Genomic DNA, 16784 nt, shown 5'->3' with positions numbered 1-16784 from the left:
ACGGCCGTCGGCGAGGCCGAACCAGGAGCGCATCTCGCCCCTGCCGGAGGGGGCGCCGAGCGCCCAGCCCAGGGTGGCCGGATCCAGCTTGAGCATCAGGCGGTCGGCGATCGCGGAGCTGCCGGGGACGGGGCCCGGAGCGTCCTGGGGTCCGAAGCACTGGTCCGGGGGCGGGAACGCCGGCGGCGTGGCCGTCGTGCGGACGTCGTCCGGGAGGGAGTCGAGGTCGCCGTAGGAGGCGAGGACGCGGATCCGTTCCACCTCGCCTCCCGCCTCGTCGTACTGGAAGAGGGACGCCTGGCCGGTGGAGAGGGTGCGGCCGGTGCGGACGGTCTCGGTGCGCACGACCGCCGGCCCCGGCTGGGAGGCGGTGAGGTAGTGCGCCGAGATGGTGAAGGGGTCGGGGTGCGGGAGGGTGTCCGCGAGTGCCCGGCCCAGGACCGCCAGCAGATAGCCGCCGTTGACGGCGTTGATGATGGTCCAGCCGGCGGAGAGGTCGATGTCGTAGACCCCGGGTTCGCGCCGGGTGACCGCGGTGTCGCGGTCGAACTCGCTGTCGCCGATCACGGCCGCGGGAACGGAAGCTGCTTCTGGCATGGACGAACCGTACAACAGGAAATTACTAAGCGGTAGCTTTGTCTGTGGCGCGCGATGCCCATGATGAAGATCCGGCCTGCTGGGTGAGATCCCGGCAATATCTAGGTAAGTGTGGGGACACGCCCGTAACCCCGAGACTCCCGTACCCCTCTATGAGGACATGAGCCTCACCGGGACTGCGTTTCTCTACACGACCGCCGTGCTGTCCGTCGTCGCCCTCCTGCTGCCGCTGGTCCTGTGGTCGAGGATGCGCGGGCCCAGGGCGCTGCGCGTCGCGGCCCGGGTGCTGATGCTGCTCTTCGCCCAGGTCACGGCGGTCACACTGGTGTTCGTCCTCGTCAACAACTCCGACAACCTCTACGACAACTGGGCCGACCTGCTCGGCACCGGCAACCACGTCCAGCAGGCCGCCGACCTCGGCCGGGACGGCACCGGCGGCATAGCGTTCAAACGGCTGCCCAAGGTCAAGCAGGCGTTCCAGGCCGCCGACGGCCCCGGCATGCACGCGGCCGGCGGGGTCCGCGTCACCCAGCTCAAGGGCCGGGTGTCCGGAGTGAACGCCGAGGTCTACGTCTGGCTGCCGCCGCAGTACGGCCAGCCCGCCTACCGGCACCGCAGGTTCCCGGTCGTGGAGCTGCTGCCGGGCTATCCCGGATCGGCGAAGGCCTGGTTCGGCACGCTGAAGGCCCACGAGCAGCTGCTGCCGCTGATGAAGGACGGCCAGGTCGCGCCGTTCATCCTGGTTGCACCGCGCACCAACCTGCTGGCCGGGGTGGACACGGGCTGCGCCAACATCCCGGGCACGGTGAACGCGGACAGCTGGCTGAGCATCGACGTGCCCAAGATGGTCATGGACAACTTCCGCGCCGAACCGGCGCCGTCCGGCTGGGCGGTCGCCGGCTACTCGGCCGGCGCGCACTGCGCGGTCAAGCTGGCCGTCGCCCACCCCGACCGCTACCGGGCCGCCGTGAGCCTGTCCGGGTACAACGACCCGATCGGCGAACGGAACTCGCTCGCCGCGCAGAGCCCGGCCCTGCGCGCGGCGAACAACCCGTACCTGCTGCTCAAGAGGGCGGCCGTACCGCCCCGGGTCGCACTGTACGTCTCCGGCGAGTCCGGGGACGGCTACCAGGCGGGCGTGGCCCTGGAATCGATCGCCAAGGCGCCGACGACCGTGCACGTGGTGTTCCTGCCGCGCAGCGCCGGCGGCCACACCATGGCGCTGTGGCGGCCCCAGGTGGTGCCGTCCTTCCGGTGGCTGACCCTGCAGATGGGCCAGAACCGGCCGCGGACGGCGGCCGCGGACGGCTCTATTCCTCGGTCACCGTCGACCGGCGGTTCCACGCGCGCGGCGCTCGCCAGTGGAACCGCATCGCGAGCAGGCGCAGCACGAAGGCCGTGACGACGGCGAGGGCGGTGGTGTAAGGCGTCAGCATCCTGTAGTGGATGCACAGCACCACCATGGTGGCGCCGACGATCGCCGGGACCGCGTACAGGTCGCGGTCCCAGCGCAGCAGCGAGGGCACCTCGTTGGCGAGTACGTCCCTGAGCACACCGCCGCCGACGGCGGTGGCCAGGCCCATGATCGCCGAGGCGGTGAGGTTGAGGCCGTAGTCGTACGCCTTGGTCGTACCGGCCACGCAGAACAGACCCAGGCCGGCCGCGTCGAAGACGTTGACCGCCGCCTGGATGCGCTCCACGTGCGGGTGCAGGAAGAAGACCAGCAGCGCGGCGAGCAGCGGGGCGAGGAAGTAACCGAGATCCGTGAAGGCGGCCGGTGGTACGGCCCCGATCACGATGTCCCGGAACAGCCCCCCGCCCAGCGCGGTGACCTCGGCGAGGACGGCGATCCCGAAGACGTCGAAGTTCTTGCGGACGGCCAGCAGCGCACCGGAGATCGCGAAGACGAAGATGCCGACGACGTCGAGGGTGTGCTGGACGGAGGGACTGAAGAGTTGCTGGAGCACCCCGACATTCTCACTCGTCAGGGTGAGCGGACCTCATGGAGCTCAGCTCACAGTGCCGGTTTCCCGGTGGTGAACAGCCAGGTCCGGAAGAGGTCGTCGAGCCGCTGTCCGCTGACCTTCTCGGCGAGTCGGATGAAGTCGGCGGTGTCCGCGTTGCCGTACCGGTGGAGTTTGGTCCAGGCGGGCAGCAGCCTGAAGAACGCGGTGTCCCCGATGCGCTCCCGCAGGGCCTGCAGGGTCATCGCGCCGCGCTGGTAGACGGCGGAGGCGAACATGGTGTCCCGCTGCGGGTCGGCGACCTTGATCTGCCAGAAGGAGGAGTCGGCGGGGCGGGAGTCGTAGCCGGCCAGGAAGGAGTCGTGTGCCGAGCGGGTGCCCTGGTGCTCCGCCCAGAGCCACTGGGCGTAGGTGGCGAAGCCCTCGTTCAGCCAGATGTCCTTCCACCGCGCCACGCTGACCGAGTCGCCGAACCACTGGTGGGCGAGCTCGTGCACGATGGTGGACTCGTTGCGCACGGCGGAGTAGGCGGGCTTGCTCTGCACCTCCAGTGAGAAGCCGGCCTCCGGCATGTCGTCGACGATCGCGCCGGTCTCCTCGAACGGGTACGGGCCGAAGACCCGGGACCAGTAGTCCGTGGCCGCGGCGGTGACCCCGTACACGTCGACGCTGTTGCTGTTCTTCAGCACCGGGTCGATGGCGACGTAGATCGGGATGCCGGAGGGGGTCTTCCCCGTCCGCACGTCGAACTTCCCGATGGTGGCGGTCGCGAGGTAGGTCGCCATGGGCCTGTTCTCACGCCAGTGGGTGTACGTCGAGCCGCCCTTGTCGTACGTCCCGACCAGCCGGCCGTTGGAGACGCCGGTCAGGCCCTTGGGGGCCTTGATACGGATGTCGTAGGTGGCCTTGTCGGAGGGGTGGTCGCTGGACGGGAACCAGGTGGAGGCGGCGTTGGGTTCACAGGCGACGAAGACGCCGTCGTCGGTCTTCATCCAGCCGTACTTCGAGCCGAAGACGATGGGACCGCTCAGGGGCTCGGGTACGCCGCCGTAGGTGACGGTGGCGGTGAAGGTCCGGCCCTTGCGCAGGGGGCCGCGCGGGGTGATCCGCAGTTCGTCGCCGTCGCGGGTGAACTTCGCTCCTCTGCCGTTCACTTCGACCCTCGTGACCTCGAGTTTCTGCAGGTCGAGGTCGAAGGACGAGAGGGCCTTCGTGGCGCGCGCGGTGAGCGTGGTCCGGCCGTCGAGGCGGTCGCTGGCCGGGTCGTAGGACACGGCCAGGTCGTAGTGGCGGGCGTCGAAGCCGCCGTTGCCGAGTTGCGGGAAGTAGCTGTCGCCGATGCCGGGGCCGCCCGGGGTGGGGGCGGAGGCGGCGCCGACGGCGAGGAACGAGGCCGCCGCGGTGGCGAGGGCCGCTGTACGTGCCGAACGGGAGAATGCCAAGGGTCGTCCCTTCGAACGTGTTCCGATCAGTGGACGGACACGGACGACTCTGCACTCTCCCGTTCATGCATGTACATGACTTTGCCGAGTTGTCATGTGCTACTTGTCGGTTGACTCCTGGGACTCGGCTGCCGCCGGCCCGGCGGAGTCGGCCTCACCCTGGGCCTCGGCATCGGCGTCCCGGGCGGCCTCGGCATCCCGGGCGGTCCGCTCGGCGACGGCCTCCGGCTCCTCGGCGGGGGCGTCGGCCGCGGCACCGGTGGCGGCCGGCGGCTCCTCCACGGGGCCGTCGGCGTCGGCCGGGGGAACCTCGGGCGTGGTCCTGGCACCGGGACCGGTCTTCGCGCCGGAGGCCGCCGCGTCCGCAGCGGTCTCCTCCGCCGAGGCCTCGGTGTCCGTGCCGGCGTCGGTGGCCGTGACCTTGTCCGTAGCGGCGTCGGCGTCGGTGTCTGCCTCGGCCGACCGGGGGCCCGGGACCTCCGCCTGCGCGGGAGCCTCGGCGTCCGCCTTGGCGGAGGTCTCCGCCGCGACGGCGGCCGACGTCTCCGCGGACTCCTCCAGTACCGCGTCCGGAACCAGTTCGGAGGCCTTCTTCGCGGCGGACAGCAGCACCGTGTCCTGCGGGGCCTGGTCGGCGAAGTTCTCCGGGTGGTGGCAGGCGACCCGCTGACCGGGCCTGAGCTCCAGGAGCTGCGGCTCGGTCGTCCGGCAGATCTCCGTCGCCTTCCAGCAGCGGGTGTGGAAGCGGCAGCCGCTCGGCGGGGCGATCGGGGACGGTACGTCGCCGCGCAGCAGGATGCGCTCGCTCTTCGCGCCCCGGCGCTTGGTGTCCGGCACCGGCACCGCCGACATCAGCGCCTTGGTGTACGGGTGCATCGGCGCCTCGTACAGCGAGGTGCGGTCGGCCAGCTCGACGATCTTGCCGAGGTACATCACCGCGATCCGGTCCGAGACGTGCCGGACCACGGAGAGGTCGTGGGCGATGATCACGTAGGTGAGGCCGAGCTCCTCCTGGAGGTCGTCCATCAGGTTCACGACCTGCGCCTGGATCGACACGTCCAGCGCGGACACCGGCTCGTCGGCCACCACCAGCTTCGGCTTCAGGGCCAGCGCGCGGGCGATGCCGATGCGCTGACGCTGGCCGCCGGAGAACTCGTGCGGGTAGCGGTTGTAGTGCTCGGGGCTGAGGCCCACCAGCGACAGCAGCCGCTGGACCTCCTTCTTCACCCCGCCCTCGGGTTCCACGCCCTGGAGCCGGAAGGGCGCCGAGACGATCGAGCCGATGGTGTGACGGGGGTTCAGGGAGCCGTACGGGTCCTGGAAGATCATCTGGATGTCACGGCGCAGCGGGCGCATGTCCCCGGTGCTGAGCCGGGTGATGTCCCGCCCGCCGAAGGTGATCGTGCCGCCGGTCGGGTCCTGGAGGCGGGTGATGACCCGGCCCATGGTCGACTTGCCGCAGCCCGACTCGCCGACCACGCCCAGGGTCTCGCCCTTGCGCACCTCGAAGTCGATGCCGTCGACGGCCTTCACCGCGCCGACCTGGCGCTGGAGAATGCCCTTCTTGATCGGGAAGTGCTTGGTCAGGCCCTCGACCTTGAGCAGCACCTCGCCATCGGCGGACCCGCTCGTCGCCCCGGTCTTCGTCGTCTCACTCACAGCTTCGGCGCAATCTCTTCGGTCCAGATCCGCGTACGGTCCTCAGCCGACAGGTGGCAGGCGCTCCAGTGCCCGGTGCTCACCTGCTCCAGCTCGGGGCGCACCGTGCGGGTGACGTTCCCCTTGGGGATGTCCGCGTACGGGCAGCGCGGGTGGAAGGCGCAGCCCGAGGGGACGTTGATGAGGCTCGGCGGCTGGCCCTTGACCGGGATGAGCCGTTCGGAGGTCTCACGGTCGATACGGGGCATCGAGCCCAGCAGGCCCCAGGTGTAGGGGTGCTGCGGCTGCTCGAAGACCTCGTCGGCCGGGCCGCGCTCCACGCACCGGCCGCCGTACATCACCAGGACGTCGTCGGCGATCTCGGCGACCACACCCAGATCGTGGGTGATCATGATGACCGCGGAGCCGAACTCCTTCTGCAGGTCACGGATCAGGTCGAGGATCTGCGCCTGGACGGTCACGTCGAGGGCGGTGGTCGGCTCGTCGGCGATGAGCAGTTCGGGGTTGTTGACCAGCGCCATGGCGATCATGGCGCGCTGGCGCATACCGCCGGAGAACTCGTGCGGGTAGCCGTCGACGCGCTTGGCGGGCTCGGGGATGCCGACCCGGTCGAGCATCTCGATGGCGCGCTTGCGGGCGACCTTCTTGCTGACGTCGTGGTGCACCCGGTAGGCCTCGACGATCTGGTCGCCGACCTTGTAGTACGGGTGCATCGCGGACAGCGGGTCCTGGAAGATCATCGCCATCTCGCGGCCGCGGAGCTTGCGCACCTCGTCCGGGGCGGCGGAGACCAGTTCCTTGCCGTCCAGCCAGATCTCGCCGGACATCCGCACGTTCTTGCCGCGCGTACCGAGCCGGTGCAGGCCCATGATGGCCTGTGAGGTGACCGACTTGCCGGAGCCGGACTCGCCGACGACGGCGAGGGTCCGGCCCTTCTCCAGCGAGAAGCTGAGCCCGTCGACCGATTTGACCAGGCCGTCGTCGGTCGGGAAGTGCACCTTGAGGTCACGGACCTCGAGGAAGGCCTCGGGCGCCTTGCCGGTGGTGGGTTCCCCCACTGCGGCGCCGGTCTTGGAGCGTTCGGTCACGAGAGCCTCACCCGCGGGTCGGCGGCGGCGTAGAGCACGTCCACCACAAGATTTGCGAAGACGACGAAGAAGGCGGCGAGCAGCGTCACGCCGAGGATCTTCGGCAGGTCGTTGTCGGTGATGCCCTGTACCGCGTACTGGCCGACACCGGGCAACGAGAACACCGACTCCGTGATCACGGCACCGCCGAGCAGCAGGCCGATGTCCATGCCGAAGACGGTGATGATCGGTGTGAGGGCGGCGCGCAGTCCGTGCCGGGTGATGACCGTGCGCTCCTGCAGGCCCTTCGCCCGGGCCGTGCGGATGAAGTCCTCGTTCATCGTCTCCAGCATGCCCGAGCGGGTCAGCCGGGCGTAGATGGCGGAGTAGAGCAGGGCGAGCGAACACCAGGCCGGTATCAGGGTGTTGGCCCACTGCGAGGGGTTCTCGGTGAAGGGGACGTAGGTCTTGCCGAAGATCGGCCACTGGTACTCGAAGAGCAGGATCGCCAGGTTGCCCGTGAAGAACATGGGCAGCGAGACGCCGGTGAGCGCGATGCCCATGAAGGCCCGGTCGTAGACCGAGCGCGGCCTCAGCGCGGAGATCACACCGGCCACCACACCCGAGACCAGCCACAGCACGGCGGCGCCCAGGGCCAGGGAGAGGGTGATCGGGATGCGGGAGGTGAGCTCCGGCCACACCGCCTGGTGATTCTTGAAGGAGTAACCGAAGCAGGGTGCGTCGCAGTGCGCCGTGGTGGGGCCGAGGTCGTATGTGGCGCCGGCCACGATCCCCTTGATGAAGTGCCAGTACTGGACGTAGACAGGCTGGTCCAGACCGAGGTTGTGCTTGACAGCGGCGATGTCCGCCTTCGACGGGCTCTTGCCGATGTACTGCTGCGCCAACTGGTCCGCTGTCTGGCCGGCAAGCCGTGGCAGCAGGAAGAAGATGGCGAAGGTGACCGCGGAGACGACCAGCAGCAGGATCACTGCCGCGAACGTCCGGCGGAGGATGTACGAGATCACGGGGACCGGCGCTGGCGCCCGCGGGCCGCTGAGCCCGCGGGCACCAATGCCTTCACCTGCCTTCCGGGGCTGCTACTTCGACGCGACGCCGATGTTGAGGTAGTCGTACTGACCGCTGAAGGCCGACGTGGAAACCAGGTTGGTGTAGTTCTGCGGGCGGCCCAGCAGGACCTTGAAGTAGGTCAGCGGGACCAGGACCGCGTCGTCCATGGTCTTCTTGTCGATCTGCGTGTAGAGGCTGTTGCGCTCGGAGGTGTCCGGAGTGCCGATCGCCTTGCCCAGCAGGTCGTTGACGTCCTTGTTGTCGTACTGCGACAGGTTGGTGTTACCGGACTGGCTGATCGCCTTGCCGTTCAGGATCTGCTGCAGGAAGCCGTAGCCGGAGGGCCAGTCGGCACCCCACTGCATCATGATCAGGCCGATGTTCTGCTTCTCGGTGAACTTCGGCACACCCGCGTAGTCGGTGAAGTACTTACCGGACGGGTACTGCTTCAGGCTGGCGTTGATGCCGACCTTCTTCAGCGAGTCGATGATCGCCGTGGCGGCGTCGATCTCCTGCTGGCGGTCGGAACGGGCCGAGATGTTGGTCGAGATCGACGACTTGCCGCAGGCCTTGAGCTGGTCCTTCGCCTTGGCCGCGTCGCCCTTGTTGCCGGAGGTCGCGTAGACGTCGGACTTCGAGTAGCCGGGGATGTCCGGCGGCAGGACGGTGGAGGCGATGTCACCGCGGATCGGGCCGCCCTCGGCGGTCTGCACCGAGACCTTGTCGATCGCGTACTCCACGGCCTTACGGCACTCGGGCTTGTCGAACGGCTTCACCTTGGTGTTGATCGCCATGTAGACCAGGCGGCCACCGTAGGTGTTGTCCGTGTTGGCCTTCTTCGAGGCGTCGGTGAGCACCTTGGCCTGCGTGGAGGCCTGGACACCCGTACCGGCCAGGTCGATCGCGTCACCGGCCAGGACGTCCTGGTCGATGGTCTCCGCGTTGACCTTCAGCTTGACGACGATCTTGTCCGGCAGCTGCTTGCGCAGCGGGTCGGTCTTCGGGTCCCAGTTCGTGTTGCGGACGAGGACGGCCTGCTTGCCGTCCTCGTAGCTCTGGAACTTGTACGAGCCCGAGGACACGATGTGCTTGACGTAGTCGACGCCCGTGTCCTTGGACTGGGGCACCGGAGCCGTCTGCGGGGCAGCGACCAGGTAGTCGAACTCCTGGAAGGGCTGCTTCAGGTGGAAGACGATCGTGGTGGCGTCCGGGGTCTCGATGGAGGAGAGGCCCTTGGCGCTCTTGTCCTTGTACGGACCCTTGTACTTGTCGCCGTCCTTCATGAACTGCTGGAAGTAGTTCGGGCCGAGCGACAGCACGTCACGCGCGAAGTTGGAGCGCTCGACGGCGTACTTGACGTCCTTCGAGGTGATCGCCGTGCCGTCCTCGTACTTCAGGCCCGAACGCAGCTTGTACGTCCAGGTCTTGCCGCCCTCGCTGGAGACGCCCTTGCTCGCGGCGAGGTCCGGGACGAGGGTGTTGCCCTCCGCGCCGGCGCCGGGCTTGAACGTCATCAGCGGGCGGGCCCACAGCCGGCTGAGGTTGTACATGTACGCGTAGTACGTGTTGCCCGGGTCGAACGAGTCCGGGACGTCGGACAGCTCGTAGGTGAGCGTGCCACCCTTCTTGTCCGAGGCGTTGACGACGCCCTTGGTCGCGGCGTTGGCCCCAGCGGACTTGGTTCCGTTGCCGTCCTTGTTGTCATCGGCCTTGCTGCAGCCTGCCACGAGCAGACTGGCGGAGCCGATGGCCGCGATCGCGGCCAGCGCTGACCTTCGCATGATGGGCGCTTTCCCCTCCATTGTTGGAAACTTTTCGGGCTCTCGGCGGCATGCGTCAGCGGCTGCGCGGGTCGAGAGCATCGCGGAGACCGTCACCGAGCAGGTTGAACGCCAGGACGGTCACGAAGATGGCGAGACCGGGCACGATCATGTATTGGGGATCGACCTGGTAGTAGGTGACCGCTTCGCGGAGCATGCCGCCCCAGGACGCCTGCGGGGGCTGGATGCCGACGCCGAGGAAGCTCAGCGACGCCTCGAAGAGGATGTTGGTGGGGATGAGCAGCGTCGAGTAGACGATGATCGGGCCGACCAGATTGGGCATCAGCTCGCGGAAGAGGATGTACGGGCCCTTGGCGCCCATGCCGCGGGCGGCGTCCACGAACTCGCGCTCGCGCAGGGCGAGGGTCTGGCCTCGCACGATCCGGCCCAGGTAGGGCCAGTTGAAGAAGCCGATGACGAAGATGAGCACGCTCAGGTGCAGCGGCAGCCCGTTGAGGCCGAACGCGCCGCCCTGGAGGGTGGCGGAGATGGCGATCGCGAAAAGCAGGAGGGGGAAGGCGAGGAACGTGTCCATCAGCCGGCTGATGACCGAGTCGACCCGCCCGCCGTAGTAGCCCGCGACGACACCCATGACGGCGCCGATCACGTTCGACAGGATCGTGGCGCCGAAGGCGACCACCAGCGACACCCAGGAGCCTTCCAGCACACGGGTGGCGATGTCCCGGCCGAACTTGGGGTCCACCCCCAGCGGGTGGTCCAGGCTCATGCCGCCCCAACTGCCCTTGGGCAGCGAGGTGTCGGGCACGATCAGGTCCTGGTGGAAGGCGTTGGGGTCGAGACCGAACATGGCCTGGATGGGGCGGGAGAGGATCGCGACCAGGATCAGAAGGATCACGATGACGCCGCCGGCCACGGCGACCTTGTCCCTCTTGAACCGGGACCAGGCGATCTGCCCCAGGGAACGGCCCTCGATCTGCCCCTTACCGGCACCCTCGAGCACAGCTTCCGGCTGTGCCTCGGCTGCCGCCCCGGTGGTCTCGATCGGTGCGGTCACAGTGACCCGACCCCTCTCGCCGGTGGTGACCGGCCTGTGCCTGCCGCGGATTGCGGCTTTGTCGACTTGCACACTCGCTCACGAAGTCATCCACCTCGTGCCTGAGTCGCGAGTCTTCAGCGTCGTCGCGATCACCCGCCAGAGCTGACGGGGAAAGTATGCGTAACCGTGATGCTGTTCGAAGGATTCCGTTATCCGAACAGCGGGTAACGGCCCTCGGACGCGGGATAGTTGGGACATGAGGCCTTATTCCGGGCATTTCATGACCATCGGCGGCGATCTACGCGCGAAGAAAAGTGCCGACCGCGTGCCGCCGGCAGACGGAACGCGGAGGTCCGATGCGCTCGGTGATGTTCAGTAGCCGCCGGGCGCCGACGGGTAACCGTACCCGGCGGCCGGGGCCGGGGGCTGGACGGGAGCGTGCGCCTCACGGTCGTAGAACGGGCGGGCCTTGGCCCGCATCCACAGGGCGACGGGGTCGTACTCGTCGGACATCGCGACGGTCGACACCGGCAGTCCGTCCGGGACCGCCCCGATGGACTGCTGCATCATCGCGCGCACCGAGTCCACGGACGGGGGCGAGGTGTCGTACACCTCGAGGCCGATGGCGAGGTACGGCGCCCCGAGCGCGGGCTGCACCCAGGCACGGCGCAGCGAACGGACCGCCGGGGTGCGGTGCGCGTTCTGCGCGAGCAGGGCGTAGAACTGCGGGACCTCGATCCCCGGTTCCGACAGGCGCAGCGGACCGGCGGGCTGGCGGTCCAGGCCGGTGGCGATGCGGCGCAGGTCGAGCCAGGGGACGCCGACACCGCCGCCCGGGGCGTGCGGGTTGAGCCAGAGGCCGTAGTGGTCCGGGTAGAGGGTGCGGGCCACGTCGACCGCGTCGACCACTTCGTACGACCGGTTCCAGCCGCTGGCCGACAGTTCCTGGGCGGAGGTGACGCAGGGGGCGTAGCCGCAGCCGTCCACCTCCATGTTCCCGTACTGGGCGTCGGGGGAGCCGGCCTGGCCGTGCCACAGGAGCATCCACACCTGGCCGGAAGCCGGGGTCGCGAGCGCCCTGAGCAGCGCCTCGTAGGCGTCGTAACGCCCGGGCGTCACCTGGCGCAGCATGTGCTCGACGCTGCCGCTGCGGCTCGCGCTCACCTGTCTTACCGCCCCTTCGAGAAGTTGCCCCGCGTTTGGCATCAGCTTAAGCGCCCACGAACTTCGGACTGCCTGTCCGTCGGCGGTGTGAACGGGCCGTGGTCCCCCGCGCCCGGGCGGCTCAGTGACCGTACTGGTAGAAGGGCCGCACGCTCGTCTTCAGCCAGTCGCCCACCGGGTCGTCGGTCACGTCCAGCAGGACCAGGTTGACGGGCCACTGCACCGGAGCCCTCCCCAGCGCCCTGCCCAGCGCCTCGAGCGGCAGTGCCCTGAGGTCGCCCTCCCACTGGGAGAGCTCGACGCCTATGAACATGACCGGGTCGGCCGTCTCGATGACGGCGAGGCAGCGGCGGGCGGTGAGGACGACCCCGATCGCCGCGAACTCGGCGGAGGCGGCGGTGAGGAAGTCGATCGGGTCCTCCTGCCAGTCGGGCTCGTAGAGGCGGACACGGCCGCCGCTCGCGGGGCCGTCCAGCGGGGTGCGTCCGGCGCGGCACAGCTCGGCCACCGCGGACGGCGGAAGCGGGACGCCCAGCATGCCGTCCGGGTTGACGACGATGCCGGCCTGCGGGGGCAGACCGCGGGCGAACTCCACGGCGGGGGCGACGGTGTACGCCATGTGGGCGCCGACGACCTGGCGGAACTGTTCCTCGGAGCTGAACACCGGTACGTACGCCTGGCCGTCGATCTCCACCGTGGGCAGGTCGAGCGGGCCGCCGGGCGCACCGCGGCCGTTGGGCAGCGGGACCCACAGGAAGCTGCGGCCCAGGACCTCGATGATCCGGCCGCCCGCCGAGGGGATGCCGAACGAGGCCGACAGCACCTCCTCCAGCTCGTTGCCGGGCCATCCGCCGTGCGAATGTGGGTGCGTCTGTGCCGGGAAGTCCGCGGGAAAGTCCGCCGGGAAGTCCATCTGCCTACCGCCTGCTGGGACCAACTGTTGTGGCTGAAAGGCTAGCGGGTACCTGCGCCCGGCTCGCGGGTCTCACCGGTCCGCGAAGCCGATCCCGCGCAGTACGTCGGCCGCGTCCCGGTCGAGCAGCACCGCCGAGCCGCAGCCCTCGGGCAGTTCGCCCCGCTCCACCGCGCGCAGCAGCCGGGCGGCCGCCCTGCGGTGCCGCAGGAAGGCGTACCGGGAGACGCCCCGGCCGCGCTCGCGCTGGCCCTCCCGGGCCGTGGCGGGCGCGACGTCGAGCAGCAGCAGGTGCAGCGCGCCGCCCCGGCGCCTGGCCTCCCGGGACAGCCAGCCGCGCACCCAGGACTGCGTGCCGCAGTCGTGTACGACGACCCCCTCGCCGGTCCGCAGGGCCCGGCGCAGTCGCGCGTAGTGGGCGAGGCGGACCAGGGGGCGGTACACCGCGTAGGGGAGGAAGCGGGGCATGCGGTGTGCCCAGTGGTCGCGGGCGTCCTGGGAGTCGATGCGGATGCCGTCGACGGCACGGTGCATCAGGGTCGACTTGCCGCTGCCGGGCAGGCCGGTGACCACCACCAGGTCGCGGGGGCCGAAGAGCAGGCCGTGCGGGCTGTGTCCGGCGCGGTCGCGCAGGTCGCGGACGACGGGTGCCGGGCGCAGGCCGCGCCGCTCGCGGGCCGGGGCGGCGGGCTGCCGGGGCACCGCGACGCCCGTGGTCGTCGCGTAGGCCGAGGTCCTGTTCACCGTGATCGTCCTCCCTGTGGTCAGGAAAGGTTCTCCCCACCGAATGTAAAGAGAAGGTAATGCACGGTGTCTCCCGATTGGGTGCCCGTAGTGCCACAGCCCGGTCACAAGTGACGCGCTATAGTGTGCCCGCCAACTGCATACCGGCCGTTTGAATCCGCGCGGGAGAGTCCCCGGGCAGCAGCTTCGCCGGGGCGCCGAAGGAGCAAGTCCCTCCCTTGAATCTCTCAGGCCCCGTCACCGCGCGGGTGAGGCACATCTGAAAAGCGGGCCGCTGCGACAGTGGCTCCACCCAAGGTGCAAGCCGTGCCTCCCCTCGGGGCGATCATGGCGAACCTCTCAGGTTCCGATGACAGATGGGGAGGAACGACCTCGCCTTCCCCACGCTCGAACGAGCTCGCGCGGGAGGTGCCCCCATACCCTGGGAGACGACCGATGAGCAGTACCGAACCCCGCCGTACCGCGCTCGATGCGCTGCATCGCTCGCTCGGCGCGACGATGACCGACTTCGCCGGCTGGGACATGCCGCTGCGCTACGGCTCCGAGCGCGACGAGCACCTCGCCGTGCGGACCAGGGCCGGGCTCTTCGACCTCTCCCACATGGGCGAGATCACCGTGACCGGCCCGCAGGCCGCCGCCCTGCTGAATCACGCCCTCGTCGGGAACATCGCCTCGGTCGGTGTCGGCCGCGCCCGCTACACCATGATCTGCCGGGCCGACGGCGGCATCCTGGACGACCTGATCGTCTACCGCCTGGCCGACACCGAGGCCGGGTCTTCTCACTACATGGTGGTGGCCAACGCCTCCAACGCCCAGGTGGTGCTCGACGCCCTGACCGAGCGGTCCGCCGGCTTCGACGCCGAGGTCCGTGACGACCGGGAGGCCTACGCGCTGATCGCCGTCCAGGGCCCCGAGTCCCCCGGCATCCTGGGCTCCCTCACCGACGCCGACCTCGACGGCCTGAAGTACTACGCCGGCCTGCCCGGCACCGTCGCCGGCGTCCCGGCGCTCATCGCGCGCACCGGCTACACCGGCGAGGACGGCTTCGAGCTCTTCGTACGGCCGGAGCACGCGGTCGAGCTGTGGCAGGCGCTGAGCAAGGCGGGCGAGGGCGCCGGACTGGTGCCCTGCGGCCTGTCCTGCCGGGACACGCTGCGGCTGGAGGCGGGGATGCCGTTGTACGGGCACGAGCTGAGCACCTCGCTCACCCCCTTCGACGCCGGGCTCGGCCGGGTGGTGAAGTTCGAGAAGGAGGGCGACTTCGTGGGCCGCGAGGCGCTGGCCGAGGCCGCCTCCCGGGCCGAGCAGAACCCGCCGCGCGTCCTGGTCGGCCTGGTCGCCGAGGGCCGCCGGGTCCCGCGCGCCGGGTACCCGGTGGTCGCCGGCGGCGAGGTGATCGGCGAGGTCACCTCCGGTGCGCCCTCCCCGACCCTGGGCAAGCCCATCGCCATGGCCTACGTCGACGCGGCGCACTCGGCGCCGGGCACACCGGGCGTCGGCGTGGACATCCGGGGCAGCCACGAGCCGTACGAAGTCGTGGCACTGCCGTTCTACAAGCGGCAGAAGTAGACACTGGGCGGATGCGCCGGCGTCCGAACGTGACCCTGCGCACACTTCCGCTGCTCACAGAAGCTTCCAGCAGTCCCGCATGCACCAGCACTCCCCCGCGTACAGGAGAATCCAGGCCATGAGCAACCCCCAGCAGCTGCGTTACAGCAAGGAGCACGAGTGGCTGTCGGCCGCCGAGGACGGCGTCTCGACGGTCGGCATCACCGAGTTCGCGGCCAACGCGCTCGGCGACGTCGTCTACGCCCAGCTCCCCGAGGTCGGCTCCACGGTGACCGCGGGCGAGACCTGCGGCGAGCTGGAGTCCACCAAGTCGGTGTCCGACCTGTACTCGCCGGTCACCGGTGAGGTCACCGCGATCAACGAGGACGTGGTCGACGACCCGTCGCTGGTGAACTCCGCCCCCTTCGAGGGCGGCTGGCTGTTCAAGGTACGCGTCACGGACGAGCCGGCCGACCTGCTCTCCGCCGACGAGTACGTCGCCCACACCGCCGGCTGAGGAGTCGTAGCCGTATGACTGTCCTGAACACGTCCCTGCACGAGCTGGACCCGGAGATCGCCGCCGCGGTCGACGCCGAGCTCGAGCGCCAGCAGTCCACCCTCGAGATGATCGCCTCGGAGAACTTCGCTCCGCTCGCGGTGATGGAGGCGCAGGGCTCGGTCCTGACGAACAAGTACGCCGAGGGCTATCCGGGCCGCCGCTACTACGGCGGCTGTGAGCACGTCGACGTCGCCGAGCAGATCGCCATCGACCGGGTCAAGGAGCTGTTCGGCGCCGAGTACGCCAACGTGCAGCCGCACTCGGGCGCCTCCGCCAACCAGGCCGCCCTGTTCGCGCTCGCCCAGCCCGGTGACACCATCCTCGGCCTGGACCTGGCGCACGGCGGCCACCTCACCCACGGCATGCGGCTGAACTTCTCCGGCAAGCAGTTCGACGTGGTCGCCTACCACGTGGACCCCGTGACCGGCCTGGTCGACATGGCCGAGCTGGAGCGGCTGGCCAAGGAGCACCGGCCGAAGGTGATCATCGCGGGCTGGTCGGCGTACCCGCGGCAGCTGGACTTCGCCGGGTTCCGCCGGATCGCCGACGAGGTCGAGGCGTACCTGTGGGTCGACATGGCGCACTTCGCGGGCCTGGTCGCCGCCGGGCTGCACCCCAACCCGGTGCCGTACGCGGACGTGGTCACCTCCACCACCCACAAGACCCTCGGCGGCCCCCGCGGCGGCATCATCCTGGCGAAGAAGGAGTTCGCGAAGAAGCTGAACTCCTCCGTCTTCCCGGGCTTCCAGGGCGGTCCCCTGGAGCACGTGATCGCGGCGAAGGCGGTCTCCTTCAAGGTCGCCGCGTCCGAGGACTTCAAGGAGCGGCAGCGTCGTACGGTGGAGGGCGCGCGGATCCTCGCCGAGCGGCTGACCGCCGCCGACGCCCGTGAGGCCGGTGTGAACGTGCTCTCCGGCGGTACGGACGTGCACCTGATCCTGGTGGACCTGCGTAACTCCGAGCTGGACGGGCAGCAGGCCGAGGACCGGCTCCACGAGGTGGGCATCACGGTCAACCGGAACGCCGTCCCGAACGACCCGCGCCCGCCCATGGTGACGTCGGGGCTGCGGATCGGCACCCCGGCCCTGGCCACCCGCGGCTTCGGGGCGGAGGACTTCGCCGAGGTCGCCGACGTGATCGCCGAGACGCTGAAGCCGTCCTACGACGCGGAGGCGCTGAAGGCCCGGGTCAAGGCCCTGGCCGGCAGGCACCCGCTGTACCCCGGTCTGAACAAGGCCTGAG

General features: G+C 69.6%; 15 protein-coding genes and 1 riboswitch. Of the genes, 4 read left to right on the top strand and 11 right to left on the bottom strand.

Features of this window, described 5'->3' with window-relative positions; all coding sequences use genetic code 11:
• The coding region (locus tag ACWC21_RS29660) for a thioesterase family protein (protein WP_450886159.1) at positions 1 to 597 on the bottom strand (597 nt) is incomplete at its 3' end.
• 160 nt (positions 598 to 757) lie between these two features.
• Between ACWC21_RS29660 and ACWC21_RS29655 the strand changes: the two genes are divergently transcribed.
• Entirely contained in the window at positions 758 to 1999 is a 1242-nt protein-coding gene (locus ACWC21_RS29655; RefSeq protein ID WP_450886157.1) for an alpha/beta hydrolase, read from the top strand.
• Here the strand turns inward: ACWC21_RS29655 and ACWC21_RS29650 are convergent.
• The 10 genes from ACWC21_RS29650 to ACWC21_RS29605 all read right to left on the bottom strand — a co-directional run bounded on the left by ACWC21_RS29650 (position 1908) and on the right by ACWC21_RS29605 (position 13441).
• Positions 1908 to 2564, bottom strand: coding sequence for a trimeric intracellular cation channel family protein (locus ACWC21_RS29650; RefSeq protein WP_450886156.1), 657 nt, complete (start codon positions 2562 to 2564; stop codon positions 1908 to 1910). The two genes, ACWC21_RS29655 and ACWC21_RS29650, sit on opposite strands and share 92 nt — an antisense overlap.
• Positions 2565 to 2611: 47 nt before the next feature.
• Positions 2612 to 4003: a M1 family metallopeptidase gene (locus tag ACWC21_RS29645; protein WP_450886155.1), complete on the bottom strand. Its 1392-nt coding sequence runs from the start codon at positions 4001 to 4003 to the stop codon at positions 2612 to 2614.
• Between the two features lie 99 nt (positions 4004 to 4102).
• Positions 4103 to 5662 carry an ABC transporter ATP-binding protein gene (locus ACWC21_RS29640; protein ID WP_450886154.1) on the bottom strand — a complete coding sequence of 520 codons (1560 nt, stop codon included), beginning with the start codon at positions 5660 to 5662 and terminating at the stop codon, positions 4103 to 4105.
• Entirely contained in the window at positions 5659 to 6750 is a 1092-nt protein-coding gene (locus ACWC21_RS29635; RefSeq protein WP_450886152.1) for an ABC transporter ATP-binding protein, read from the bottom strand. The genes ACWC21_RS29640 and ACWC21_RS29635 overlap by 4 nt, the downstream gene beginning before the upstream one ends.
• Entirely contained in the window at positions 6747 to 7754 is a 1008-nt protein-coding gene (locus tag ACWC21_RS29630) for an ABC transporter permease (RefSeq protein ID WP_450886150.1), read from the bottom strand. The genes ACWC21_RS29635 and ACWC21_RS29630 overlap by 4 nt, the downstream gene beginning before the upstream one ends.
• A 72-nt stretch (positions 7755 to 7826) precedes the next feature.
• Positions 7827 to 9578: an ABC transporter substrate-binding protein gene (locus ACWC21_RS29625; protein ID WP_450886148.1), complete on the bottom strand. Its 1752-nt coding sequence runs from the start codon at positions 9576 to 9578 to the stop codon at positions 7827 to 7829.
• Between the two features lie 55 nt (positions 9579 to 9633).
• Complete coding sequence (locus ACWC21_RS29620) at positions 9634 to 10632, bottom strand: ABC transporter permease (protein ID WP_450886147.1); 999 nt, start codon at positions 10630 to 10632, stop codon at positions 9634 to 9636.
• A gap of 354 nt (positions 10633 to 10986) precedes the next feature.
• Positions 10987 to 11820 (bottom strand): enhanced serine sensitivity protein SseB C-terminal domain-containing protein, encoded by an 834-nt coding sequence (locus ACWC21_RS29615; protein ID WP_450886145.1) that lies wholly within the window; start codon positions 11818 to 11820, stop codon positions 10987 to 10989.
• Between the two features lie 79 nt (positions 11821 to 11899).
• Entirely contained in the window at positions 11900 to 12691 is a 792-nt protein-coding gene (locus ACWC21_RS29610; RefSeq protein ID WP_450886144.1) for an enhanced serine sensitivity protein SseB, read from the bottom strand.
• Between the two features lie 72 nt (positions 12692 to 12763).
• On the bottom strand, positions 12764 to 13441 hold the full coding sequence (locus ACWC21_RS29605) for an AAA family ATPase (protein ID WP_450886230.1): 678 nt from the start codon (positions 13439 to 13441) through the stop codon (positions 12764 to 12766).
• Positions 13442 to 13587: 146 nt separating this feature from the next.
• Positions 13588 to 13688, top strand: a riboswitch (glycine riboswitch).
• 182 nt (positions 13689 to 13870) lie between these two features.
• Between ACWC21_RS29605 and gcvT the strand changes: the two genes are divergently transcribed.
• From gcvT to glyA, 3 genes are all read left to right on the top strand, one after another.
• Positions 13871 to 15004 (top strand): glycine cleavage system aminomethyltransferase GcvT, encoded by a 1134-nt coding sequence (gene gcvT / locus ACWC21_RS29600; RefSeq protein WP_450886142.1) that lies wholly within the window; start codon positions 13871 to 13873, stop codon positions 15002 to 15004.
• Between the two features lie 118 nt (positions 15005 to 15122).
• Complete coding sequence (gene gcvH / locus ACWC21_RS29595; protein ID WP_388796954.1) at positions 15123 to 15500, top strand: glycine cleavage system protein GcvH; 378 nt, start codon at positions 15123 to 15125, stop codon at positions 15498 to 15500.
• 14 nt (positions 15501 to 15514) lie between these two features.
• Positions 15515 to 16783, top strand: a complete 1269-nt coding sequence (glyA, locus tag ACWC21_RS29590) for a serine hydroxymethyltransferase (RefSeq protein ID WP_450886140.1) — start codon at positions 15515 to 15517, stop codon at positions 16781 to 16783.
• The last annotated feature ends 1 nt before the right edge of the window (position 16784 follow it).

Source organism: Streptomyces sp. NPDC001348, from assembly GCF_053597535.1.
Note: the sequence above shows the minus strand (reverse complement) of the source record. Positions and strands in the feature narration are given on the sequence as shown.

Excerpts from the sequence above, each read along its gene's own strand:
- ACWC21_RS29655 (WP_450886157.1), top strand. The coding sequence starts at position 758 with ATGAGCCTCACCGGGACTGCGTTTCTCTACACGACCGCCGTGCTGTCC.
- ACWC21_RS29625 (WP_450886148.1), bottom strand. The coding sequence starts at position 9,578 with ATGCGAAGGTCAGCGCTGGCCGCGATCGCGGCCATCGGCTCCGCCAGT.
- ACWC21_RS29615 (WP_450886145.1), bottom strand. The coding sequence starts at position 11,820 with ATGCCAAACGCGGGGCAACTTCTCGAAGGGGCGGTAAGACAGGTGAGC.
- ACWC21_RS29610 (WP_450886144.1), bottom strand. The coding sequence starts at position 12,691 with ATGGACTTCCCGGCGGACTTTCCCGCGGACTTCCCGGCACAGACGCAC.
- gcvT (WP_450886142.1), top strand. The coding sequence starts at position 13,871 with ATGAGCAGTACCGAACCCCGCCGTACCGCGCTCGATGCGCTGCATCGC.
- gcvH (WP_388796954.1), top strand. The coding sequence starts at position 15,123 with ATGAGCAACCCCCAGCAGCTGCGTTACAGCAAGGAGCACGAGTGGCTG.
- glyA (WP_450886140.1), top strand. The coding sequence starts at position 15,515 with ATGACTGTCCTGAACACGTCCCTGCACGAGCTGGACCCGGAGATCGCC.